This is a genomic window from Heyndrickxia ginsengihumi (assembly GCF_011008565.1).
Classification (GTDB): domain Bacteria; phylum Bacillota; class Bacilli; order Bacillales; family Bacillaceae_C; genus Weizmannia; species Weizmannia ginsengihumi.
Genome location: NZ_JAAIWK010000001.1, coordinates 101,453 through 124,930 on the forward strand (window position 1 = coordinate 101,453; position 23,478 = coordinate 124,930).

At 37.2% G+C, this 23,478-nt stretch carries 24 protein-coding genes, 1 pseudogene and 1 riboswitch; of the genes and pseudogenes, 7 read left to right on the plus strand and 18 right to left on the minus strand.

Features of this window, described 5'->3' with window-relative positions; all coding sequences use genetic code 11:
• Positions 1–221: 221 nt before the first annotated feature.
• Both hemQ and gerQ read left to right on the plus strand, forming a co-directional pair.
• The gene (gene hemQ / locus G4D61_RS00480) at positions 222–980 is read left to right on the plus strand and encodes a hydrogen peroxide-dependent heme synthase (RefSeq protein ID WP_163172990.1); all 759 of its coding nucleotides are present in this window, start codon (positions 222–224) and stop codon (positions 978–980) included.
• Between the two features lie 166 nt (positions 981–1,146).
• Entirely contained in the window at positions 1,147–1,596 is a 450-nt protein-coding gene (gerQ, locus tag G4D61_RS00485) for a spore coat protein GerQ (RefSeq protein WP_025727599.1), read from the plus strand.
• A gap of 228 nt (positions 1,597–1,824) precedes the next feature.
• On the opposite strand, the gene G4D61_RS00490 is transcribed toward gerQ, so the two are convergent.
• From G4D61_RS00490 to G4D61_RS00525, 8 genes are all read right to left on the minus strand, one after another.
• Positions 1,825–2,196, minus strand: coding sequence for a DUF423 domain-containing protein (locus G4D61_RS00490; protein WP_025727598.1), 372 nt, complete (start codon positions 2,194–2,196; stop codon positions 1,825–1,827).
• A 65-nt stretch (positions 2,197–2,261) separates the two neighbouring features.
• Entirely contained in the window at positions 2,262–2,546 is a 285-nt protein-coding gene (locus G4D61_RS00495; protein WP_035352693.1) for a YwdI family protein, read from the minus strand.
• A gap of 252 nt (positions 2,547–2,798) precedes the next feature.
• Positions 2,799–3,797, minus strand: coding sequence for an ABC transporter substrate-binding protein (locus G4D61_RS00500; protein ID WP_035352695.1), 999 nt, complete (start codon positions 3,795–3,797; stop codon positions 2,799–2,801).
• A gap of 17 nt (positions 3,798–3,814) precedes the next feature.
• A complete protein-coding gene (locus G4D61_RS00505) occupies positions 3,815–4,585 on the minus strand; it encodes an ABC transporter permease (protein WP_035348391.1) in 771 nt (256 codons plus the stop codon).
• A complete protein-coding gene (locus tag G4D61_RS00510) occupies positions 4,572–5,345 on the minus strand; it encodes an ABC transporter ATP-binding protein (RefSeq protein ID WP_051476249.1) in 774 nt (257 codons plus the stop codon). Before G4D61_RS00510 ends, G4D61_RS00505 begins: the two co-directional genes overlap by 14 nt.
• A complete protein-coding gene (tenA, locus tag G4D61_RS00515; protein ID WP_025727593.1) occupies positions 5,329–6,000 on the minus strand; it encodes a thiaminase II in 672 nt (223 codons plus the stop codon). The genes G4D61_RS00510 and tenA overlap by 17 nt, the downstream gene beginning before the upstream one ends.
• Before the next feature lie 2 nt (positions 6,001–6,002).
• Entirely contained in the window at positions 6,003–7,289 is a 1,287-nt protein-coding gene (locus tag G4D61_RS00520) for an acetylornithine deacetylase (RefSeq protein WP_371316448.1), read from the minus strand.
• A 262-nt stretch (positions 7,290–7,551) separates the two neighbouring features.
• Positions 7,552–7,655, minus strand: a riboswitch (TPP riboswitch).
• A 227-nt stretch (positions 7,656–7,882) separates the two neighbouring features.
• Positions 7,883–8,563, minus strand: coding sequence for a uracil-DNA glycosylase (locus G4D61_RS00525; protein WP_035352744.1), 681 nt, complete (start codon positions 8,561–8,563; stop codon positions 7,883–7,885).
• A gap of 188 nt (positions 8,564–8,751) precedes the next feature.
• Here G4D61_RS00525 and pdxK point away from each other — a divergent pair, with 188 nt between their 5' ends.
• The 3 genes from pdxK (at position 8,752) to bshB2 (ending at position 10,746) form a co-directional block, all read left to right on the plus strand.
• Positions 8,752–9,576 (plus strand): pyridoxine/pyridoxal/pyridoxamine kinase, encoded by an 825-nt coding sequence (pdxK, locus tag G4D61_RS00530; protein ID WP_163172992.1) that lies wholly within the window; start codon positions 8,752–8,754, stop codon positions 9,574–9,576.
• Between the two features lie 130 nt (positions 9,577–9,706).
• A complete protein-coding gene (locus tag G4D61_RS00535; protein ID WP_422723619.1) occupies positions 9,707–10,045 on the plus strand; it encodes a YojF family protein in 339 nt (112 codons plus the stop codon).
• A 17-nt stretch (positions 10,046–10,062) separates the two neighbouring features.
• The gene (gene bshB2, locus G4D61_RS00540; protein WP_025727588.1) at positions 10,063–10,746 is read left to right on the plus strand and encodes a bacillithiol biosynthesis deacetylase BshB2; all 684 of its coding nucleotides are present in this window, start codon (positions 10,063–10,065) and stop codon (positions 10,744–10,746) included.
• Positions 10,747–10,950: 204 nt separating this feature from the next.
• Here the strand turns inward: bshB2 and ltrA are convergent.
• From ltrA to G4D61_RS00575, 8 genes and pseudogenes are all read right to left on the minus strand, one after another.
• A pseudogene (gene ltrA, locus G4D61_RS00545) lies at positions 10,951–12,085 on the minus strand (group II intron reverse transcriptase/maturase); the annotation flags it as partial.
• Positions 12,084–12,542: a helix-turn-helix domain-containing protein gene (locus tag G4D61_RS18650; protein WP_496196985.1), complete on the minus strand. Its 459-nt coding sequence runs from the start codon at positions 12,540–12,542 to the stop codon at positions 12,084–12,086. The gene G4D61_RS18650 and the pseudogene ltrA, both read right to left, overlap by 2 nt.
• Positions 12,543–12,867: 325 nt before the next feature.
• Positions 12,868–13,749 (minus strand): Cof-type HAD-IIB family hydrolase, encoded by an 882-nt coding sequence (locus G4D61_RS00550; protein WP_025727462.1) that lies wholly within the window; start codon positions 13,747–13,749, stop codon positions 12,868–12,870.
• 42 nt (positions 13,750–13,791) lie between these two features.
• Entirely contained in the window at positions 13,792–15,933 is a 2,142-nt protein-coding gene (gene recQ, locus G4D61_RS00555; protein WP_035352699.1) for a DNA helicase RecQ, read from the minus strand.
• A gap of 193 nt (positions 15,934–16,126) precedes the next feature.
• Positions 16,127–16,894 (minus strand): sugar phosphate isomerase/epimerase family protein, encoded by a 768-nt coding sequence (locus G4D61_RS00560; protein WP_025727460.1) that lies wholly within the window; start codon positions 16,892–16,894, stop codon positions 16,127–16,129.
• On the minus strand, positions 16,878–18,245 hold the full coding sequence (locus tag G4D61_RS00565; RefSeq protein ID WP_025727459.1) for an MFS transporter: 1,368 nt from the start codon (positions 18,243–18,245) through the stop codon (positions 16,878–16,880). Before G4D61_RS00565 ends, G4D61_RS00560 begins: the two co-directional genes overlap by 17 nt.
• Positions 18,246–18,365: 120 nt before the next feature.
• Complete coding sequence (locus tag G4D61_RS00570; RefSeq protein WP_371316453.1) at positions 18,366–19,598, minus strand: alkaline phosphatase; 1,233 nt, start codon at positions 19,596–19,598, stop codon at positions 18,366–18,368.
• Between the two features lie 348 nt (positions 19,599–19,946).
• Positions 19,947–20,792: a MurR/RpiR family transcriptional regulator gene (locus G4D61_RS00575; protein ID WP_025727457.1), complete on the minus strand. Its 846-nt coding sequence runs from the start codon at positions 20,790–20,792 to the stop codon at positions 19,947–19,949.
• Between the two features lie 272 nt (positions 20,793–21,064).
• On the opposite strand from G4D61_RS00575, the gene G4D61_RS00580 reads away from it, so the two are divergent.
• Positions 21,065–21,955, plus strand: a complete 891-nt coding sequence (locus G4D61_RS00580) for an alpha/beta hydrolase (protein WP_035352701.1) — start codon at positions 21,065–21,067, stop codon at positions 21,953–21,955.
• Between the two features lie 65 nt (positions 21,956–22,020).
• Here G4D61_RS00580 and G4D61_RS00585 read toward each other — a convergent pair whose 3' ends face one another.
• The gene (locus G4D61_RS00585; protein WP_025727455.1) at positions 22,021–22,200 is read right to left on the minus strand and encodes an SE1832 family protein; all 180 of its coding nucleotides are present in this window, start codon (positions 22,198–22,200) and stop codon (positions 22,021–22,023) included.
• A 127-nt stretch (positions 22,201–22,327) separates the two neighbouring features.
• Between G4D61_RS00585 and G4D61_RS00590 the strand changes: the two genes are divergently transcribed.
• Entirely contained in the window at positions 22,328–22,978 is a 651-nt protein-coding gene (locus G4D61_RS00590) for a LytTR family DNA-binding domain-containing protein (protein ID WP_025727454.1), read from the plus strand.
• Positions 22,979–22,995: 17 nt separating this feature from the next.
• Here the strand turns inward: G4D61_RS00590 and ybaK are convergent, their stop codons facing one another.
• Complete coding sequence (gene ybaK, locus G4D61_RS00595) at positions 22,996–23,475, minus strand: Cys-tRNA(Pro) deacylase (protein WP_025727453.1); 480 nt, start codon at positions 23,473–23,475, stop codon at positions 22,996–22,998.
• Between the last annotated feature and the right edge of the window lie 3 nt (positions 23,476–23,478).

A 23,478-nucleotide genomic window follows, 5' to 3' on the forward strand; every position in this document is an offset into this window, starting at 1 on the left:
AATTGCGAACAATACGTATTTTTAAATAAATTTCCGGAAATGATTTTATTGATCATCACCTTAACATTTTTTTAAAGTTCTCATATGACGACGTAGAATAATATTACTCACTAACCTGATTTAAAATATGTCTATTTTGTAACAAGCCTTCTTATCATTTTTTTGTCAGTTGGAGCTATGCTATAGTAATGCTAGATGAACAAAATTTGGAGGGATTTTTAATGAGTGAAGCAGCAGAAACGTTAGATGGTTGGTACTCACTACATGATTTCCGTTCTCTTGACTGGCCAAGATGGAAAACTCTTTCTAGTGATGAACGAGAAAAGGCAATTTTTGAGTTCCAACAATTGCTTGATAGATTAAATGAAATCCAAGAAAGTGGAAACGGTGCTAATGCACTATATACAATTGTTGGGCAAAAGGCAGATTTTGTGCTATGGACATTACGTCCTACATTAGATGATATCCAAGAACTTGAAACAGAATTTAATAAATTAACAATTGCTGATTATACAATTCCTGCTTATTCATATGTAGCAGTTGTTGAGTTAAGCAACTATGTGAATGGAGGAAAAGCTGGCGAAGATGCATACGAAAATCCTTACGTTAAAGCTCGCCTTTATCCTACACTTCCAAAATCTAAATATTTCTGTTTCTACCCTATGGACAAGCGTCGTCAAGGAAATGATAACTGGTACATGCTCTCTATGGAAGAACGCCGTGAACTAATGAAAAGCCATGGTTTGATTGGCCGAAGCTATGCAGGCAAAATTAAGCAATATATTTTAGGGTCTACAGGGCTTGATGATTACGAGTGGGGAGTGGCATTATTATCCGACGATGCCCTTCAATTTAAAAAGATTGTATATGAAATGCGTTTTGACGAGGTAAGTGCCCGTTACGGCGATTTTGGATCTTTCTTTGTTGGTACACTATTGGATGAAAAAAAACTTCGTTCTTTCTTACATGTGAACAATTAATTGGCAGCCCTTATTGAAACTTCGGTAAGTATATCCATGCTTATCGAAGTTTTTTTATATGCTTTTTTGGTAGGCATATCTTCATTTTTGAAAACATACAAATAAATGTAGTGAAAACATACTTAAACATTCATCTTGAAATATTAATCATGTAGGAGGGACTCAATTGTCAACAAATTATACACAACCCGTATACGGATATCCTTATTATCGCCAAACGACACAGCCAAATTATGGTGGAGGTTATTATCAACAACAATACCAAATGCCTTTTCCTCAGCAAACAACAACACCGACACAAAACTTACCTGGTCAACTTCCACTAGAACAATCTTATATTGAAAATATATTAAGGCTAAATAAAGGAAAATTAGTGACGTTATATGCTACATTTGAGAATAATCGTGAGTGGAATGCAAAAGTATTTAAAGGAATCATTGAGGCCGCTGGACGTGACCACGTCATTTTAAGTAATCCAGAAACAGGGGAACGTTATTTAATTCCAATGGTTTATGTTGACTATGTGACATTCTCAGAAGAAATTGAATATGAATACCCTTATGGGGCAGCTCCTAGTACACAGCAATTAGCAACATACCCACCAAGAGGTGAATAAGTATAAAAGCAGAAACTTAGTCAGCAGCAAGGGGCTAATGATTAAGATACGAACAACTTATCAGCGCTGGTGCATGTATAGTTGTACTCCTTTAAAAAAGTCTGACACCGTATACGCAAATAACTTTTTCACCATGTTATGCGCTATACATGTCAGACTTTTTAAAGGTTCTATTTTAATACTTTTACGCAGTATATCGCCCAAAGCGAGGCACAATGTATACGCTATTTAGAAAAATTTTACTGCTGCCGTTCCTAATAGTATCCATGCGATTAAGAAAGCTACGCCACCAATTGGTGTGATTGCGCCTAATATATTGATTTTCGTTAAAGATAATACGTACAAGCTTCCCGAAAAGATAACAATCCCTAAAAACATTAGCCATCCAGACCAGTTTAACAATGATGAAGATTTTACATTACCAGCAATAATACCGATTAAAATTAATCCTAACGCATGATACATCTCATAACGAACACCTGTTTCCCATATATCTAAATACTTTTGTTCCATTTTTCCTTGCAAACCATGGGCTCCGAATGCTCCGAGAGCAACAGATAGAAAAGCGCAGATAGCACCAAGCAACACAAATATTTTCATATGATCGACACCTCGAACTTTTTTCTTTTTATTTCGTATTCTTTTTAATTGTAGGAAACATCTCACTAAAAATCAAAAAGAGAGTCTCCATTTGCCCCATCATCTGTTTGAATTGGTTTCGGTTGGGCAACCGTTTCAATTGGCTTTGATAAAATTTGAAGTTCAGCATGTTGTTTACTCCAATTTGCTTGTGGAGTTTCTCCTGCACCGCCCTCATCCTCTACAATCATTTCACATAAAGTTTTAATTGCATATACATGTTGACGTACATGTTCTTCATCTTGAGAATGCTTTGCCTTTATCATTTCTTGTTCCATTTTATCTAATAATTGTTGAATAGAAATCGTCATTATTTGATCTCCTTCATATATGGTTAACTATCATTTTAACATAAAGAGCATAAAAGCTCATGAAAACGGTATAATTTTTCCGCGAGCCTTTCTAATATTGTCTATTTATGGAATATTCAGTTGTCACTGTTTCTCTCTAAACTCTATCATTTTGAACAAATCGACAGATTCTCATAATATTTACTCGCTTTAACACAAAAATCCGACATGTTTCACGTGGAACATGTCGGATTTTCCTGCTTTCAACCTTCTTCAATCTAAATTCACATAAGCACTTTTCGTATCAATCTTCGACTTTAACAATTTTTGTTGGTATAACCAGTCCCCGACCTTTTTCCATGTGTTTGCGTCTTGGTAACCAAACGGCTGTTTCTTCGCATCCATCAATGGCAAAAGAATGTTCAAGCTTTTTGTTTCAACTTGCTTATCTAATGGTGCAGATTTTTCTTCATGTTTTAATAATATATTTAGACTCTGCTTCGGATGATTTTTTACATATTGTTGTCCTTTTGACGCCGCTGCCATAAATTTTTTATACATATCTTTCTTTTGTTTTAACGCTTTTTCGCTGGCAACAAAAACGAGTTCATAATAGTCAGGAACACCATATTCTGTTGGGCTGAATGCCTTCATCGGATGTCCTTCTTTTTCCAATAGAAGCTCTTCATGATTGATATAGCCGCCAATAAGTCCATTCGTTTTATTTCTGGCCATTGCCGGAATTAAATCCCAGCCAACATCGACCATCTTTACTTTTTTAGGATTTCCACCATCAGATTTCACCATCGTGTCGACAATCGCTTCATCTAAAGGAACCGATGGATAACCCACTGTTTTACCTGCTAAATCTTTTGGTGATTGAACAGAGCCTTTCGCTGGAACCATTAAAGTGTTAAGCGGATGGCGTACAATAGCAGCAAATGACTGTACTGGAATATGTTGGCCGCGTGCTACTAACACTTCTGGCTGGTAGCTTAAAGCAATATCAATTTGATTTGCGGCAACCATTTTTAACGGATCATTCGTATCCGCAGGCATTTTAATATCTACATCTAAGCCTTGTTCTTTAAAATATCCCTTTTCCTTCGCTACATAAAGAAAGGAATGTACTGCATTCGGATACCAGTCAAGCATAATTGTAACCTTTTGTAATTTATGATTCCCCGTTGACTGACTATGTTGATTCCCACCGCTGCATCCAGTAAGAATAAGCAGCATTGAACAAAGCATCATCACTAGTAATCTCTTCATCAGTTTTCCCCCTATTATTATCGAAATCTTTTTTTTAATATTTGCTTTTCTAGCAAATGGATTAATAAAAACAATAGAATGCCTAGTAGAGAAAGCAAAAAGACAGCAGCAAATAGAGCATCCGCCTGCATTGTTCCAGACATTCTTCTACTGAAATAACCTAAGCCGGCACTGGCACCAAGCCACTCACCTATCGTTGCCCCAACAACGCAATAAACAACAGACATTTTCAAACCAGATAACATGTTTGGCAAAGCAATTGGAATTTGAATTTTTTTAAAAATATCCCAGCGATTTGCTCCCATTGTTAACAATAATTCGCGATATTCTTCATTCGTAGATTTTAATCCGTCGTATGTACTAATTGCGATTGGAAAAAATGCCGTTAATATTGTAACAGCAACTTTGCTCCAAATAGAATAGCCGAACCACATCATAAAAATTGGTGAAATAGCAATCAATGGAACTGTTTGCGATATAACAAGAAGAGGATAGCATATTTTTTCGACTGTTTTCGAAAAATGCATAGCAGTACCTAGTAATACACCACCGAGAACAGAACAAACAAATCCTATCAATACTTCCTCAAGCGTGACTGGTAAGTGTACTGCAAATAACAACTGTTGATTGTCTATAAGCGCCGTCCAAATAGCAGAAGGTGCAGGTAAAATAAAAGAAGGAATAACATTTTTTTGAACTACAACCTGCCAGATCATAAGCACTATAATGATAAAAAGTATAAATAAACCATATTGTTGAAACCATTTTTTTAGTTTATGTTTTATCATGAATCAAACACTCCAAATTTTTTCTCAACTCGATAAACTCTTGTTGATAAACGATTTCCGATCTTCTTGGCCTTGGCAAGTCCACATGCACTTCTTGAATCTTTTGGCTTTCTCCGCTTGGCAATAAATAAATTCTGTCGCTCAATAAAATCGCTTCTTCTAAATCATGTGTAATAAACAACACAGTTTTTTGCAGCTCACCCCATAACTCAAGCAACCACTTATGCATATTCCGTTTTGTTAAAGCATCAAGGGCGCCAAATGGCTCGTCTAACAATATTAACTCTCTTCCTGCAATAATCGTCCTTAAAAAAGCAACACGCTGCCTCATACCTCCGGATAGCTCGTGTGGATAAGCATGTTCATATGAAGTTAAGCCGAAACGTGATAACCACTCTTTAATCTCTGACATTTTCTTTTGCTTTGGGACTTTAGAAATCTCTAAAGGCAATAAAACATTCTCAAGCACTGTTTTCCATGGCAGCAGTAAATCTTTTTGCGGCATATACCCTACCGTTCCTAAGCGATTCACAATTCTTTCACCGTTAAGTTGAATATCACCTGAATTTTGCTCCAGCAAACCAGCAATTAAACGAAAAAGGGTACTTTTACCTGAACCGCTTGCACCAATAATAGAGACAAATTCTCCAGTATTAACATGCATACTAAGCTTATTGAAAATTGCCGTCTTCCCCCGGCCATGCTGAAAGGAGAATGTAAGATCATGTATAGATAAAATATTATTAGACAGGCCAATCATCTCCCTTATACACCATATTCCAAAACATATATTCATATCGGGAGGTAGTGAGGAAATGCTGCTCTAGCTCCTGCAGCTCTCGCTTCGGTTTTCCTTCTGTTAGTTTGTCTAGTAAGTCAATAAGCCAAGTCGCTAATGAACCGAATTCTTCAGAGGAATACATACGAATCCATTCCCCATATAACGGATGCTCGTCTGAACCCGGATAGTTCGCAACAAGCATTTTTCCAATTTCCCAATAACTCCACATACAAGGTAATAATGCCGAAACCAACTCCGCTAAAGAGCCATTCTGTGCAACTGTCAACATATAACGTGTGTATGCTAAATTAATTGGTGTTGCTCTAGTTGCAACAAGTTGTTCATTCGTAATACTAAACTTTGCAGCATATTGGCGATGTAATTCCATTTCTCCATGCAACGTTTCATTAAGTAATTTTGCAAAAGCCCCCATCGTCTCTAAATCAGTTGCTTTAGCTGAAGCAAATGCAAACAATTTAGCGTAATCGATTAGAAAGATATAGTCCTGCTTCATATATCGAATGAAGTATTCAACAGAAAGATTACCTGCACCCAAGCCATTAATAAAAGGATGATGATGCGTTTTCTCCCATATTTCTTGGACATTATCATACAGTAATTGTGAAAATTTCATAGCTACTCCCCCTTTTTCGTATTACACCATTGAACAATAAACAGAGCCAACACTTTTGTGAAGTTTACTAATTGCTGGATATCTAATTTTTCATTGACAGCATGAGCGTCCTCTAATTTACCCGGCCCAAAAATAACAGCAGGAATATTTGCCTTTCCAAACCAGCCGCCATCTGTAACCGATGTTGACATTTCAATTGTTGGCGTTTCAGTCAATAGATGTTCATACACATTGATGAGACTGCGCGTCCCTGGGTGATCAGCATCAATTTCCAAAGATGGGAATATTTCACCTCGATCTTCAATCATTGATTTCCCACCCCAAACAAATTTCGGAGGATTATCTTTTAACCATGGATCCGCTGATGCTACTGCGTAAAGATGCTGTTCTATTTCTTTTACTATCTCTTCGTAATCTTCATTCGGATAGAAATGAACAGTAATCCATAAAGCACAGCGATCTGCGACGAAAGCCGCATGTCTTCCCCCTTCAATGACAGCTGGATTAATGGTGTTTGTTCCAGGAGGGAATCCTTCATAACTTTTAGTTACTGCCCAGTGACGCTCCAACTCTTGCAATCCAGCAATGATTTTCATCATTTTTTCTATCGCACTTGCACCTTTCATTCCACCGCCAGCATGAATCATTTTCCCACGTATTCCATCATGATAAATATCTTTGCTTTCTATTATGATCCAACCAGTAATGACCCCGCCTTGTCCTTGAATATGTAAATCACTTGTGTCCGTAACGACGGCAAAATCAGCTGTATATCCTCTTTCTATACAAGCTAAAGTCCCCGCTTCTCCTACCTCTTCTCCGATCACAGACTGAAATTGCAAATCTCCATGAAGTGTTACTCCAAGCTCCTGCAGAACTTTCATTGCAATCAGCGCTCCAGCTATTCCGCCCTTCATATCTGCTACTCCACGTCCATAAATATAGGAACCTTGCTGCTGTGCAACAAAAGGAGGAGACATCCACTCTTGTTCATCTCCAATTTCAGCAACATCAACATGGCCATTAATAATTAAACTATTATAATGCTCAGGAGACTTTCCACGTAAAAGACCAACCACATTTGGATCATTAGGGTATACGAACCATTTATCTGTCTGAAAATTCATGCGTTCTAAATAACCCTGAATAAAGTGCTGTATATCATTTGTATTTCGTGCAGGTGGGCTTACTGTTCGGAATCGCACAAGTTCTTTTAATAAATCTAGCAGCTCCTCTTTTCTAGACTCTATTTCAATCGAAATTCTCTCTTCAAGCTCGTTCGTCAGCACGTCTATCTCCCCTTCCTTTCATGTAAGTTCTGCCTCCTTCAAACCTGCTAGTAAAGTTGCAAACAGAGTTTTGTAATAGATTGAACAAAACTCATTCCATCTAACAATATAACGTTACGAGTAATGAGTCGGCCCGCAATGTGCCCCTTTTGCTGAATGATTATTTTCCATAGTATTCAAATTTCATAACAAAAGAAAAAACCTGCTCATTTCCAGAGAAAAGAGCAGGTTTGAAATCGCATCATCCGTCATTATACATGACACAAATATCCATTCATCTTCCCTCCGCTGGTATAATCCAGTTCAGGTTCAAAGGGTTTAGAACATACTGTTCAATCTCAGCCAAAGGCTCCCCTAGTGAAATTCAATATTCAATTCAAAATTTACTTAAAAGTATAGCATATATTCAGGAATAGTAAAGATATTCAACTACAGCAACTTGTTGATATAAATTACATTTTTTGGTTTGGGTGATTTCCGCTTCAAAGATTTGACTTTCACGAGACCTCAGCTATGGCTGTGCAGCCCGCATGGACGCACTGATCCCGCAGAAGGTCACTTCGATCTATTCGTAATAGTAACATTACAAGCATTTAAATCGTTTCAGGGAGTTCCCAATCTATTTCCTTTTCACCTAGCGTTGTTAAAATCCGGTTTACTTTTGAGAATGGCCGACTGCCAAAGAAGCCGCGATTGGCAGATAACGGACTTGGATGAGGAGAAGTAATCACATAATGGCGGTTCGTGTCGATTAAATTCAATTTACTTTGAGCAGGCCTCCCCCAAAGTAAAAAAATAACCGGTGTCTCTTTCTGATTAATTTTTCTAATCACTTCATCAGTAAAGATTTCCCATCCCATCCCTCGGTGGGAATGAGCTTCTCCTTCCCTCACTGTTAAAACGGTGTTTAGTAGCATAACACCTTGTTGCGCCCAACTTTTCAAATATCCATGCTGCGGGATCTTACACCCTATATCATCATACAATTCTTTAAAAATATTTCGCAATGAAGGAGGCAAGGGAACTCCAGGTTGAACAGAAAAACTTAGCCCGTGCGCTTGATTCGGTCCATGATAAGGATCTTGCCCTAATAGCAGTACTTTCACATTACTATAGTCCGTAAAGTGAAAAGCATTAAAAATATTATACATATTAGGATAAACGGTTTTTGTTGCATATTCTCTCTTTAAAAACTCTCTTAGTTTTAAATAGTAGGGTTTTTGAAATTCAGCTTCTAGTAATGGCCCCCAATCATTTTTCAAAACAACTGTCATGCTGATCATAGTCCTTTCTATCTTTCAAAACACATATTTCATACATTTTCGAACCTTTGAAGCGAAATTCTCTTATATGTATATTGCATACTATCATTGTTCGTCTGTCAACTAATTGTATTTTTTCTTGTAGTAAGATATTCTAAAAAGTGCAATGCCAATATTGTTACCTTAAGGAGATGTGCGTTATGAGTTTAAAGAAAACATTTACACTTGCTGGTTCGGACTCAAGTGGTGGTGCTGGACTTCAAGCTGATTTGAAAACATTTCAGGAACTTGGCGTCTATGGAATGTCAGCCATTACATCTATTGTTGCTATGGATCCAAAAAATAACTGGCATCATAACGTATTTCCAATTGATGTAAAAACAGTTGAGCCACAATTAGAGACGATTCTTTCAGTTGGAATTGATGCAATGAAAACGGGCATGCTAGGATCTGTTGATATTATTGAGCTAGCTGCACGGAAAATAGATGAATACAACCTCAGTAAAGTAGTCATTGATCCTGTTATGGTATGTAAAGGTGAAGATGAAGTGCTTCAACCTGAAAATACAGATGCTATGCGTGAATTATTATTACCACGTGCAACCGTTGTTACACCAAACCTTTTTGAAGCATGGCAATTAGCACAGACTAGTCCAATTAAAACAATTGACGATATGAAAGAAGCAGCAGTCAAAATTCATGAATTAGGTGCTAAAAATGTTGTCATTAAAGGCGGAAAGCAGCTTCAACACGAAAAGGCTGTTGACTTGTTCTATAATGGTCAAAGCTTCCGCCTGCTTGAATCAGATAAAGTTGATACAACTTATAACCATGGCGCTGGCTGCACATTTGCTGCAGCAATTACTGCCCAACTTGCAAAAGGCAATACTGTCGAAGCTGCTGTTATTGTTGCAAAAGACTTTGTCCATGCCGCTATCGAGCACGGTTTTAAATTAAATCAATTCGTTGGTCCTGTTATGCATGGGGCTTATACACGTTTTGTTTCAAAAGAACAGTTATCTTAATTTCTTGTAACAAACCTTATTAGGGTCAGACATCCATTTTGTGTCTGACCTTTCATCTTTCATTTTGGCAGTTTTTTACCCTTTTTTGTATAATGAAATCAATAGGAGAGGAGGTTTTCTTGTGGAGCCTATAAAACGATTAGAAGTTCAAAAGCTAATTGACCAATTTGCCAATCAAGAGCTGTATCTACATTTAGAGACAACTAATGGAGCATATGCCTCACATGTAAATGAGTCTTTTTTTTCAGCAGGAGCATATATCCGCAATGCAAAAGTTTCTTATGAACACGGAAAACTTGCTGGAGATGGCCCGTATAGAATCGGTTTAAAGATGGAATTCGGCTGGATCTATGCAGAAGGACTCACCCATTTTGAGGTAGATGAATTAGGCCGCCTATTATTTGCCGGCCATGGTTATGATGGAAAGCTCGCTGTAGCTTTAGAGCTAAGTAAAACACCGTTCGAATAAGGAAGGAGCTGAATATAATGGACAAAGAACGTCAAGTTTTAGTTATTTTCCCCCACCCAGATGACGAGGCCTTCGGAGTATCCGGAACAATTTCCACTCATATTAAACAAGGCACCCCTGTTACCTATGCTTGTCTTACTTTAGGGGAAATGGGGAGAAACCTTGGAAATCCCCCATTTGCTACTAGGGAATCCCTTCCACATATCCGCAAGAAAGAGCTGCAAGAGGCGGCGGCTGTAATGGGCATCAAAGATTTGCGAATGATGGGATTACGCGATAAAACAGTAGAATTTGAAGATGATACGAAATTGACAAACATGGTAAGTGATCTTATTAAAGAACTTAATCCATCACTTGTTATTACCTTTTATCCAGGGTACTCTGTTCATCCCGACCATGAAGCAACGGGGAGAGCTGTTGTCCGCGCTATTAGACAATTGCCGGTAGAAAAACGTCCAAAGCTACACTGTGTTGCTTTTTCTAACAATCACGAACAAGAAATTGGCCAACCAGATATTATAAATGATGTCAGTGCAGTAAGAGAACAAAAACTAGGTGCAATGAAAGCCCATATTTCACAAACGGGCTGGATGCTAACAGAACGGGAAGAAAAATTAAAAAACGAAGATCCCGAAACGATAAAATGGCTGCAGTACGAACGCTTTTGGTCATATGATTGGGAGAATGATCGCGTGCAATAATAATAATATTCATCTTGTTTCTAATCTATATGATTGTTCACTTCATCATTCATCAAACTAATTTCCGCGGGTAGATGGCAAACTGCTGTAAGATCAAGACCGCCCGCGGAAAGCAACCCCCTGGAGCAGAAGCGAGTAGGAGGGGGTGAATAACCCCCGACCTCTCACACCACCGTACGTACCGTTCGGTATACGGCGGTTCTATTAAGATTGACGTAGAATTTCATAACGATTATATAGACTTCTCAACCCTCGTTTACTCCAATAGGAGTTATCGAGGGTTTTGTGTAGTATTGGGCTTGGGCTACAGGCAATTCTCCAATATTTCTTTCTGGAGTTGCCCCATTCATTCGCTTTGTAATCAGGGACGCCTAAACTAATTAGTTTTCTAACTCTAGTCTTAGACATCTTCCACTGTTTCCATTCGCACATTCTGAACCTTCTTCTTATCCAATCATCGAATTCTTTGAATTTGCTTGGAGTATCATCTAAAGCGGAGTATCCGCACCATCCTGTTAGATAACGGTTTAACATTTCTATTCTTATTTCCAGTGGAATAGGTCTTGACCGCGAAGTAATTTCTCGAATCTTTGTCTTAAAGCGTTTGATGTTTTGTTTAGCAATTCGCACCTTCGTTTCTTTATTCCAAGTAAAGCTGAAACCGAGAAATTTCCGTTTCCACGGGCGGTCTACTGCTGACTTATCCCTGTTCACCCTCAATTTTAGTTTCTGCTCGATAAATGTTGTAATGGATTCCATTACACGTTCTCCTGCTTTTAATGACTTGACATAAATGTTGCAGTCGTCCGCATACCGAACAAACTTATGCCCTCTTACTTCCAATTCTTCATCTAATTTATCAAGAATTATGTTTGAAAGGAGAGGACTGAGAGGTCCCCCTTGCGGAGTGCCTTCCTCCGTTGATTGTCCGACCCCATTAAGCATTACACCTGATTGAAGAGATTTTCGGATTAGTTTGAGAAGTATGCGGTCTTCAACTCTCTTTTTGGCGAATATTCCCATCAATTTGTCATGATTGACCTTATCAAAGAACTTCTCTAAGTCCATATCAATTACCCAGCGGTAACCCTCTTTGATATAACCTTTTGCCTTTCTTATCGCATCATGCGCACTCCTGTTAGCTCGGAACCCATAGCTGTTTTCAGAAAAGGTTGAGGGCTTAACACTTGGGCAATTGCCTGCTGAATGAAACGGCCTGTCACAGTTGGTATGCCTAGGAGCCTTACCCCACCGCTTGGTTTGGGATTTCGACACGGCGAACAGGAGAAGGTTGATAGCTACCTGTTCTCAAAGCTCCCCGAAGGGAATCCCAGTTTTCATAGTTCATTTTTTTCTTGTGTGACAACTTCAATATGTATAGGTTGAACAACAATAGCATTTGATGTTTGCCGCATATCAGATGAACGCTTCATTTCATATTGACGAATGATACCCAACTCTTCAAGGCGTCTGCAGGCCCGTATAGCGGTTCTACGGCTTTTGCCTATTAAATCCCCTATTTGGTTTTTTCGAAGGAAACTGACCCCTGTATATTTCGCGCTATACCTATGTAATAAATCCAATACTGCTAAACATGTTTGATTTAGCTCGTCAGCAAATTGTTTTTTGTAAGCTCGAACCGTTTCATTGAGCTGATTTATGTCATCAAACGTAGACAGATTTTTATATGTTTCTTCACTTGTTATGATAGTGATAGCTTTTTTTTCATTGTCTTGTGGTCTCCTTTTTGGAAACGAAAAGAGCGCTGATCGTCGTTGATTTTCTACGACAAACAGCGCTCTCTACACAATAAGACAATGTTTTCCTCTTGAAAATCCTTTATAGTACATTCTTTCCCTCCATCTATCTGCTTCATTTACTCTGTACCACCTTCGGCAGTAAGGACTTTGTTTTGTGTTGCAAACTCATCCAATGGTACCTAGCCTTATATGAAGTTCGTGTTCCTCAGACCGGAGGTTTGTCGCTCGCTTCCTTCAGATTCCGCGTCACCGCGGACACCATTGCGTTAAGCTAACCACTACTACTGCCTTCATGGCTCGGGACTTTCACCCTAGAAACTGCACCCATGCCGGGCGCACAACAAAAAGGGTCAGACATACGTCAGATCCTTTTCATTTTACTCATTTCTAAAAACGTGTGAATCGCTTTTGCAACACCATCTTCATCATTTCGGGTCGTTTCAAACTTACAAATTTGTTTCACATCTTCTTCTGCATTTCCCATAGCAAAAGAATAACCAACTTTTGTCAACATCGATACATCATTAAAATTATCTCCAATTGCCATTGTATCTTGCAATGAAATCCCCTGCTCATCTAAGAATCGTTCTAGCGCAATCCCTTTTTGCGCAGAAATATGATTAATTTCAATATTACTAAAACCAGATGATGTAACCTTAATATGATCCATTGCACGTTCTAATTTACTTCCAATTTCCTTATAAAGAGCATCATTTTTATCAAAAGCGAGGATTTTATAAAATTTAATAGTTGGGTCCTTAAATACATCTCCAACATCACTAAAATTGCGGATATTTCGAGTAATTCCACGATTTTTAACATGATTGCGTATCTCTTCTTCAGATATTTCAGGATTAGCAGTTTTGAAAATATCGACAAGTATTTCAATGCTGGCTTGATAATCTTCTGTAAGTAAACCTTTATTTGTAAAAAATTCATGATAAATGTTTAATTCATTAAGAAACTTCGACACATTCAAAGCAGTCTCGGGGTTGAGTAAATTCGTATAAACAACCTCTCCTGCTTCATTCCTAACTTCCGCTCCGTTTAAACCAATAACCGGACAGTTGATCCCTACTTCATCCAACACTTCTTTCGCTTCTATATACGATCGTCCTGTTACAATGACAAATTTGATCCCCTCTTCTATAGCTAGCTTGATGGCATCACGATTTGCCGGGCTTATTTTTTGTTTTGAATTTAGTAGAGTACCATCCATATCGGACGCAATACATCTCATCATGATATTTCCACCCTTCTTATTGGTTTCGTTTGTCAAACGACATTACATCTTGCTTACCTTCTTCTCTTGTAAAAATGCTTGAATCATAAAATAAGAAACCTCATCCGGAAGTAATTCTTTAATTGGCGTCAATCTTTCTGTTCCTGCTTGCGCTACTGCTTCTTCAATGAGAGAAATATAGGCTTGAGGGATAAATTGATTCCATTGAATAAACATCCCTTCCTCTGAACATTTCAAAATATGATTTTCAACAGTTCGCATTGTCAACTTACGTTCAACAGATATTTCCTGAATTGAACGGCCTTCTTGCAGCATATTGTAGGTTATATGATGACTTTTTTCCTTTGAGGATGAACCCGTTTCTCGTAATTGTTTACTGTTTGTATATGAAAATGAGCTTGATTCAATTGCATGTTCATCCATATAATCTTGTATCACTCGTAAAAAATCATCTCCGTATTGATCAAGCTTTCTCTGTCCTACACCCTTCACACTTAACAACTGTTCCTTCGTATTTGGCAGTTTCGAACTCATTTCTGAAAGAGACTGATCTGAGAAAACGATGTACGGCGGTATATTTTCACGATCTGCAATTTGTTTTCTTAATGCTCTTAATCGCTCAAACAAGACATCGTCTTTTACAATTTGCTTAGCTTGAATCTTTTCTTTCTTCAATACAATTAGTTCTGATCGCAACACGCTAATGGCTTTATTTGTCAAAGAAAGCACCGGATATGTACCATCTGTTGGCCGTAAGTATCCTTCTGCAGTTAGAAAATCAATGAACTCACTAATTTCTTTTTGTGTCCTATCCTTCATTATGCCAAAGGTAGACAATTTATGGAAATGAAATTGCATGACCTTCTTATCTCTTGACCCTGTTAAAACTTTTGTAATAAAAGTTTTGCCAAAGCGCTCATTCATTCTTTTAATACATGAAAACACCATTTGCGCTTCTCTTGTCACATCGATTTTTTCTCGTTGATCTGTACAATTCCCACATTTCCCGCATTCGCCAGCCTCAGTCTCACCAAAATATTTCAAAATATATTGCTGAAAACAACCCTCGGTATGACAATAATCAATCATTTTTCTTAACTTTGAGTATTCCTGTTCTTTCCTATCTTCATTCACCGATTGGTCAATAAGAAATTTTTGGATATGGACATCTTGAGCTGCAAACAAGAGAATACACTCACTCTCTTCCCCATCTCGACCGGCACGCCCAGCTTCTTGGTAATATGCCTCCATATTTTTAGGTATATGATAATGAATAACATAGCGTACATTGGATTTGTCTATCCCCATTCCAAAGGCAGATGTTGCTACCATAACTGATACATCATCAAAAAGAAAACGCTCTTGAAAATGATCCCGTTCTGCATCATTCATACCCGCATGATATTTACCAGCTGAAATTCCTTTACTAGTTAATTGATCGTATAAACGTTCAACTTCTTTTCTTGTCGCAGCATAAATAATTCCAGCTTGATTAACATTCTTTTGAATATAGTCGAAAATGAATTGATCCCGATCTTGCCCTTTGATCACTCGAAATGTCAAATTTTCTCTAGCAAATCCTGTTACAATACAATTGTCATTATTGATTCCTAATAGATGACAAATATCATCTTTTACTTGCGGAGTTGCAGTTGCGGTTAAGGCAAGAATCACTGGTTTTGGGTTAAATTGATGAATAAGCTTTTGAATCGATAAATAACTTGGACGGAAATCATGACCCCATTGAGAAATACAGTGTGCTTCATCAATTGCGATGAGGGATATATTAATTTGATGTAATAAGGAAATAAATGAAGATGTTTCTAACCGCTCAGGTGCAATATAAATTAGTTTAAATGCGCCGCGTGAGGCCTCTGATAGCCTATAATGAATTTCATCACTATTTAAGGCACTATTAATATATGTAGCCGGAATCCCAATATTCCGCAATGCATCTACTTGGTCTTTCATTAGTGAGATTAAAGGAGAAACAACGATCGTGACCCCCTCAAAAAGTAATGCCGGTATTTGGTAGCAAATGGACTTTCCCCCACCAGTTGGCATTATTCCCACTGTATCTTGACCATTTAAAATTTGCTCAATAATCGTTGATTGACCACTGCGAAATTCTTGATAACCATAGTACTTTTGCAAAATTGTTTTAGCAGATTCAAAACGTGACAATAGAACCCCTCCAATAATAGGTACTATTATTATAACAAAAATTGGAGGGGACAGAACAATTGGGAAACGGAGCTTCTGATTTCATCACCTACTAAAACAAGAAGCAGGTTTTATCTAAAATCATTAAAAGGAGCGCTTATAATCTGTCTATCATTCTAAAATCCAATAACAGTTAAACTTTTATAACACGTTTCTATAAAACTTTCTCTTTCATTGTAATATATTCGACAATATCCTTTAATGTATATTTATATGGGTTTATTTCATATATAATGGGTCCACTAAAATGATGAAGCAGATTTAATAATGACTTTGACACATTTTTTCCATCACCTGGAAGCAAATGCAAATCTGAAAGACAATCATTGTCAGATAAATGAATGGCTGCTAAGTCGTTTCCTAGCTTGCAAATTGTTTCTTCAGGGTCTTCCCCCATTACAGCCAAATGGCCAATATCTAAACAGGCTTTAACATTCGTATCATGAATTAGGTCAAGCCATTCATGAACATTTGAGGCGATATAATGACAATAATTTAAGGAGTCTGGAATTAAATTTTCCAACAGTAGTTCTACGTTGTTTTGTTTAGCCTTTTTACGTAAAAGTGAAATCCTTTCCTTCACCCTTATTATAGTTTCTTCACGGTCTTCAGAAGCCCAGGCATAGCCTCCATGAAGAGTAGCATGGTGTCCGCCATATTCTGCAAGACGTTCTATCCATTCAAACATGATAGAAAACATTCGGTCTTCAATAATCGGATCGGGAGTGGCTACATTTAGATCATGGAAAGGTAAATGAAGACCAATTTCCAATTCATGGTATGCTGCAAAGTTTAAGTATTCAACAGCTCTTAAATGTTCTGCCCATATTTCCACCCCTTCAAAACCAGCCTCCTTAATTTCCTCGAATTCTTTCAAACTTCTTTTTTGACCTAAAGACCAAATGCTAAGCCATTGTTTCATTATTTTCACCCGCCATTGTCTCATTGAAATTTGAATGCTGATTCTCATCACTAAGCTCTTCTAAATTCATTCCTTTTGTCTCTGGAGCCAGCACCATTGAAATCATTAGTCCTATCAAACTAATTACAGCAAAAAACCAAAGCGCCTTACTATTTCCCCATAAAATAACAAGTTGCGGAAAGATAAAAATCCCCATTACAGAACCAGCACGACTTACAGCAGTAGCTAGACCAGATGCGCTTGCTCGAATACCTGTTGGAAATAATTCTGTTGGATAGACAAAATTGAGTATCCCTGCGCCCATATTAGCAAATAGTACCGCCAAGCTAAATAGAACAACTAAAAATAGCATCGTAGGATGATTGTTTATTGCTAAAATGACTAATGAACCTGTTAATCCTAAAAATGATATAAGAATCAATGGTCTTCTACCAATTCTTTCAACAAGATTAAATCCTAATAGCGCCCCTATTAAACCAAGTACACTAATGGTCCCAGCCCCAATATATGTACTTATTTGTGATCCATTAGAAAAAGATTTCAATATCGTAGGTGTATACATTGAAATTCCATAATAAGCAACCGAATAACAAAACCAAAATCCGCACACAAAGAATGTCCTTTGGAAAAAACTTTTTGAAAACAAATAACTAATATGTTGAACATTTTTTCCTGAAGGCTTGATTGAAGCCTTTTCTCCTATAACTTTCATCATTATGTCTTCCGCTTCCTTTTCACGTCCTCTTGCAGCGAGCCATCTAGGAGACTCTGGTAGGGTAACTCTAAAGCAAAAAATAATAAGTGCAAAAATTGCTCCTAATAAAAGCATATAACGCCATGCGTTTTCTCCAAGGGGAATGAGCAAAATACCAACTAAATAGGCAGCAACCGCTCCTACGAACCATGCGGCTCCTAAAAATGTGCTATGCTGCCCACGGCTTTTAGTAGGACTAAATTCTGAAACAAGGGTGGCTGAGATCGGATAATCAGCCCCTATGCCTATTCCTAATAGAAATCGAAATAACATGAGTTGCCATACACTTTGAGAACAGGCAGTTAGTGCTGCAAAAACAACAAATGCTAACAAATCGACAACATACATTGCCTTTCTGCCAAACTTATCTGTCAGATTTCCTAACAATATCGCTCCTATTAATGCTCCTATGACAGCAGCTGAGGTAATAATTCCTTGTAATCCCGGACCGACATCCCATTTTTCCAGTATAAGCGGCATTGCTACAGCAATAATTGTTAGATCAAAGCCATCAAGGAATGTTCCTGCAGCCGATAGAAGGGTGACTTTTCTTTGAAACTTTTTTAACTTGGATGAATCCAATTGTTCAAACCCCATAGAATATTCCACCTTTCTCCGAGGAAATCATCTCGCAAATTCCAAATAAAAAACCATGGTAAAAAATCAAACATAACGTTCTTTATACCATGGCAACCATCTATCCTTGATGAAATAAAATTATGAATCATTCTCTATATTCATCGCTTTTAGCAAGGCATCATGAATATACGTATTTTCATAAGTTCCCTTAAACAATTCTGCACCACTTCCTGTAGCTGTTAACGGAACATCAACTGCTGTATGCCCAGATGTTGTCCAGTCAATCATAAAGTCCTCTTTAGAATTAGGTATGTTGAATGGCCCATCCTCTTTAGAAATACCATCTCCTGATTCATCTTGACTATCGACACTTTCGACAGAAATGCCACCACAATCATGGTCAGCTAAAACTAAAACAAGGGTATCAGGATGCTTCTTTGCATATTCCTTTGCAATCGAGACAGACTTATCTAATTGCTGACCTGCCTTAATCATCTGTTTAGCATTGTTCTCATGTGACATTTCATCGATGGCCTCTTCTTCAATCATTAAAAAGAATCCTTTTTTATTTTTAGACAAAGTATCAATCGCTTTCTCCGTCATAGTGGGCAAACTCACTGTTGGATCATATAAATCACCCTGTCCCTCTGGCCGTTGTTCAAACATTTCCTCATTAGCAAACAAACCTAATAGTCTGCCGCTTCTTGCTTTTTTCAACTGGTCAGCATTTGTAACATATTGATAACCAATTTTTTTTGCTTTATTTACTAGATCTCCTTCTGTCCCTTTGCTTGCTTCAGTTGTATCCTTTGCTGGATAATCCTGATATGCACCTTCTGTACCAGCTGGATACCAATAATCTTCTCCCCCACCTAAAAGAACATCGACCTTATTCTCTAAATATTGTTTTGCAATTTCACTTTGCATTGAACGATCTTGTACATGTGCCGCAAATGCTGCTGGTGTAGCATCCGTAATTTGGCTCGTAGTGACCAGACCTGTTGATTTCCCTGCTGCTTTCGCCGCTTCTAAAACCGTTTTTCGCGGCTTCTTATTTGCATCTACCCCAATGGCACCATTATTTGTTTTTACACCCGATGCCATTGCTGTAGCAGCAGCGGCAGAATCCGTAACAGCACTAGTTGAGCTCGTATGTACAAGTCCAGCATACGGCATTGAATTCATCGCCAACTCTTTACCAAGTCCAACCGTCGCAAGGCGAATAGCATTACGATGAGCTGCCCCCATTCCATCACCCACGAATAAAATAACATTCTTTGCCTTTTGTTTTGATGAAGGACGCTCAGACGGTGATTCATCAGTTTTCGCATTAGCGATGCCGCTCATTCCGAGTGTTAAAATGGTTGCCATCGTAATAGATACCTTCACAAGTCCTATCCTTTTCCCCTTTTTCATTCTCTCACCCCTTAAAATGTTGAATCACATTTACATAATTGATCATACAAAATCATTATTAAGGAATGTTTTTGGATTTGTAAAAGTCTATTAAAAATTCACCATTGCTTGAACATTTAAACGGTATTTACCTTTATTCCCGAAGCAATCATTTGTTAATATTGATCGTAAATAGGCATAGAAAAAAGCAAACAACACATCACATATGCTGTTTGCTTCTGCTCCTACTTCTATTTTTTCTAGCCACTTCCTACTTTTACTATAAAATAAACATCCCCGTTTTCTAACGAAATATTAAATCTGCTATCTCCTTAATTTCAACACTTCATTTCTTGCTTCACAATATTGTTCTAATTTTTCCTCACCAATTCGGTTGAATACACTTATATACATAGCATCAATAATATCAAGCTGCGCCATTCGAGAAGAAATTGCCCCAATTCGAAAATCTTGTTCAACTACTGGTGTACAAAGTTTTAAATCCGCTTCTTTATATAGAGGTGATTTATCAATATTTGTAATAGCAATGATTTTTGTCCCTTTCCTTTTCGCAAATTTCGTTAAATCAAGAACATCCTTTGTTTTCCCGGACATACTAATTGCAACAAATACATCCTGCTCATTCAAATAAGGAATTAGTGAAAGTAAATAGTGGAAATCTTGCGTCATAATAGACTGGAACCCAAGTTTACCGAATTTATAATGCGCATCGAATGCTGCTGTCGCAGACCCGCCTACGCCATAAAAGATAATTTTTCTCGCATCTTGGATAAGATCCACTGCTCTATCTAATTCTTTTCGGTCTAATGATGACAGTACAGACTCAATTGCCATTTTATTAACATAGGTTACCTTTTTAAATAAGTCATATGGCAAATCTTTTTTCTGCAAAATTGAAAAATCTGTTATATTCGTTTCTGATAATGTTAAAAATTTCACTAACTCCAGCTTAAACGTTTTGAAGCTTGTCATACCAATTGATTTACAAAATCTTACAACACTCGATTCACTGACCCCTGTTTTTTCTGACAAATCTTTTGTCGTCATATGCGGAACCAATTCAGGATGCTCTAAAATATATTCCCCTATTTTTCTCTCAGCATCTGTCAATATCTGTAATTCACTTTGGATTCTTGTTAGCAACGACATAAATACGTCTTCCTTCCATAAGACTACCTTTTTTTAACTATAAATTGAATGCTGAAAAAGAGTCAACTCCTACCAATAAAAGTTAATGATTTTCATAAATAAATTTCATATACTAAAAAAGATGCTATCGTAGCATCCTTTATTTACAATGGAGTATGTATAATCCTTCAAAATAAACATAATTATTTCCAGCGAGTAAAAAATTTCATATAACAGCTGTGAAATATTTGTCGTATACTATTAGTTACAGAGTCCTTCAGGGGGAAAGTATTGTGAAAATTTTACAGAAGAAAAGTTCTATATTTATTACCATAGCTGTTATACTTGCTTTTATATTATTGATATCGTCAATATTCTATACCGATACTGATCAAGCAAGCAGCACTACTACTCCAACTATAAGCAGTGATTCTATTCCAACTATCTTTGTACATGGGTTTAAGGGGTCAGCTCATTCATTTGATGGAATGCTGGATCGCTTTCAACGCCAACATTGGGGAAAAAAGGAAATGGTCATCTATGTAACCAATGAAGGTGATACCATCATTAAAGGGAACATATCAAAAAATGTTATGCATCCTTTGATCCAAGTTGTTTTCCACAATAATCGCGCTAGTTTTCAGGAAACAGCCGGTTATTTAAAAAAGGTCATGCGCATTTTATATACTCAGTATGATATTCAGGAAGTAAATATTGTTGGGCATTCTATGGGTGGAATCATTTCAACTAAATATATTGAAGAAACTTACCATAAGAAAGATTACCCTACAACACATAAACTGATTACAATTGGAAGTCCTTTCCAAGGCGTCATTTTAAAACGATTTAAACAAAACCCAAATAATACCGGAGCTGCAGCAATTGATTTAGTACCTCATTCTAAAGCGTTAAAGATTCTCGTACAAAATAGTCGTAAATTTGACCCTAACATTCAAGTGCTAGCCATTGCTGGGGTAATTGAAGATAAAAATGATGGAGATGGACTTGTTTCACTTTATAGTGCATTTGGCGGAAAAAATATTGTACCGAAGAATCAATTTCATACAAAAATTGTTTACGGGAAGTCAGCTTATCACAGTGGGTTACACGAAAATAAAAATGTCGATCTACTTGTAAGTACGTTTCTCTGGGGAAATCATAAAAAGATAAAACATAGCAACTAAAACTTTTTCTCTTATTAAGACGAGTTAAAAATCCGCTTGGCTAACATTAAACCAAGCGGATTTTTTTAATCAAATGCTGCTAATTGTTCATACAATTTTTTTAAAGAATGTTCAATTTCAGATAATTGTTTTTCTAAAGGATGAAGATTTCCCTTCACATATTCTAACTTTTCAAGATCCTGTTGCAGCCGTACGTAATCTGCTTTCAAATCTTGAATTTGGTATTCAATTTCTTCTCTATTCATGTCCAATCTCCTTCCTTATTAACAGATAGTAAAAATTTTCGCGAAAATGATGCAATTTATTTCCATTTCATATTACACTATCATAAAAACCTATTATTTTTTGTTTACTAGAAGGTGGGTAGCTTTAATGAATCAACATCTCATTAATTCCATCATGGAAGCTTTTCAGGAAATCGTTCCTCAAGATATATCTATTGCCATTTCTGATTGCGAACAATATTTTTATTATCGACCTAGCAATGAAATCGATTTAAAGATTCACCCCGGTGATGCTATTCAGGCAGGTACCACTACTTATCAAACATTGCAGACTAAACAAAAAACAATGTCATCAATTGATAAGCATGTAATTGGCACCACCTATTTTGGAATTTCTTATCCTATTTATGAAGATGATCAGTTGAGTGGCTGTATTACTTTTATTTTACCGAAAAAACCAAATAAATTTACCGTCCCTTTTTTAATCGTGCATACAATTGACCGTTGGTTACCGATCGAATTTAATGACATTATGGTTTTAGAAGCTGATAACCGGAAAACTACTGTTATCTCAAAGAATTTAGTAGGCATTCATAAATTTAGTTTATCGGAGTTAGAACTACACTTGCCGTCTGATATTTTTATTCGCTGCCATCGATCATATATTGTAAATATACATTATATTGCTGAAATTAGACCAGATGCGCATTCCACTTTTTTACTTATTATGAAGGACGGCGCGAAAATACCAGTAAGTCAATCATATGCAAGCCAATTTAGAAAGACACTTCACTTTTGAAAAGGGGTCAGACCCCTTTATTTTGTTAAATCGCTAAAATCCGCTTCTGCTATCGTTATTAAATCTTGTGGGTGAAGGCAAATTTGCAGGCCTATCTTCCCACCGCTTACAATAATGCTTTCTAACTGCTCTGCCTTCGAATCTATATACGTTGGATATTGTTTTTTCATGCCTATCGGTGAACAACCGCCGCGAATATATCCTGTCCATTTTTGAATGTCTTTTACATGGATCATCTCAATCTTCTTCTCACCTGCTACTTTAGCAGCTTTTTTTAAATCTAGTTCAGATTCAACAGGGATTACAAATACATACAGTTGTTTACTAACCCCTTGTGTTACCAATGTTTTGTAAACCATTTCTACTGGTTTCCCAATCTTTGCAGCTACGGATATTCCATCTATTTTCCCATCCTGCCGATCATAAGAGAACATTTCATATGGAATGTTCTGTGCATCTAATATGCGCATTGCGTTCGTTTTAGCTATTTTTGCCATTTC

Coding starts and splice junctions, on each gene's coding strand:
- G4D61_RS00585 (WP_025727455.1), bottom strand. CDS start 22,200: ATGAATAGAGAAGAAATTGAATACCAAATTCAAGATTTGAAAGCAGAT.
- hemQ (WP_163172990.1), top strand. CDS start 222: ATGAGTGAAGCAGCAGAAACGTTAGATGGTTGGTACTCACTACATGAT.
- G4D61_RS00510 (WP_051476249.1), bottom strand. CDS start 5,345: ATGATTGGCCTGTCTAATAATATTTTATCTATACATGATCTTACATTC.
- pdxK (WP_163172992.1), top strand. CDS start 8,752: ATGAGTTTAAAGAAAACATTTACACTTGCTGGTTCGGACTCAAGTGGT.
- G4D61_RS00575 (WP_025727457.1), bottom strand. CDS start 20,792: ATGTCGTTGCTAACAAGAATCCAAAGTGAATTACAGATATTGACAGAT.
- G4D61_RS00565 (WP_025727459.1), bottom strand. CDS start 18,245: ATGGGGTTTGAACAATTGGATTCATCCAAGTTAAAAAAGTTTCAAAGA.
- bshB2 (WP_025727588.1), top strand. CDS start 10,063: ATGGACAAAGAACGTCAAGTTTTAGTTATTTTCCCCCACCCAGATGAC.
- G4D61_RS00550 (WP_025727462.1), bottom strand. CDS start 13,749: ATGATGAGATGTATTGCGTCCGATATGGATGGTACTCTACTAAATTCA.
- tenA (WP_025727593.1), bottom strand. CDS start 6,000: ATGAAATTTTCACAATTACTGTATGATAATGTCCAAGAAATATGGGAG.
- G4D61_RS00500 (WP_035352695.1), bottom strand. CDS start 3,797: ATGAAGAGATTACTAGTGATGATGCTTTGTTCAATGCTGCTTATTCTT.
- G4D61_RS00505 (WP_035348391.1), bottom strand. CDS start 4,585: ATGATAAAACATAAACTAAAAAAATGGTTTCAACAATATGGTTTATTT.
- ybaK (WP_025727453.1), bottom strand. CDS start 23,475: ATGGCAAAAATAGCTAAAACGAACGCAATGCGCATATTAGATGCACAG.
- G4D61_RS00570 (WP_371316453.1), bottom strand. CDS start 19,598: ATGGCAACCATTTTAACACTCGGAATGAGCGGCATCGCTAATGCGAAA.
- G4D61_RS00495 (WP_035352693.1), bottom strand. CDS start 2,546: ATGACGATTTCTATTCAACAATTATTAGATAAAATGGAACAAGAAATG.
- G4D61_RS00560 (WP_025727460.1), bottom strand. CDS start 16,894: ATGAAACAATGGCTTAGCATTTGGTCTTTAGGTCAAAAAAGAAGTTTG.
- G4D61_RS00525 (WP_035352744.1), bottom strand. CDS start 8,563: ATGACAGTTGTTTTGAAAAATGATTGGGGGCCATTACTAGAAGCTGAA.
- G4D61_RS00490 (WP_025727598.1), bottom strand. CDS start 2,196: ATGAAAATATTTGTGTTGCTTGGTGCTATCTGCGCTTTTCTATCTGTT.
- G4D61_RS00590 (WP_025727454.1), top strand. CDS start 22,328: ATGAATCAACATCTCATTAATTCCATCATGGAAGCTTTTCAGGAAATC.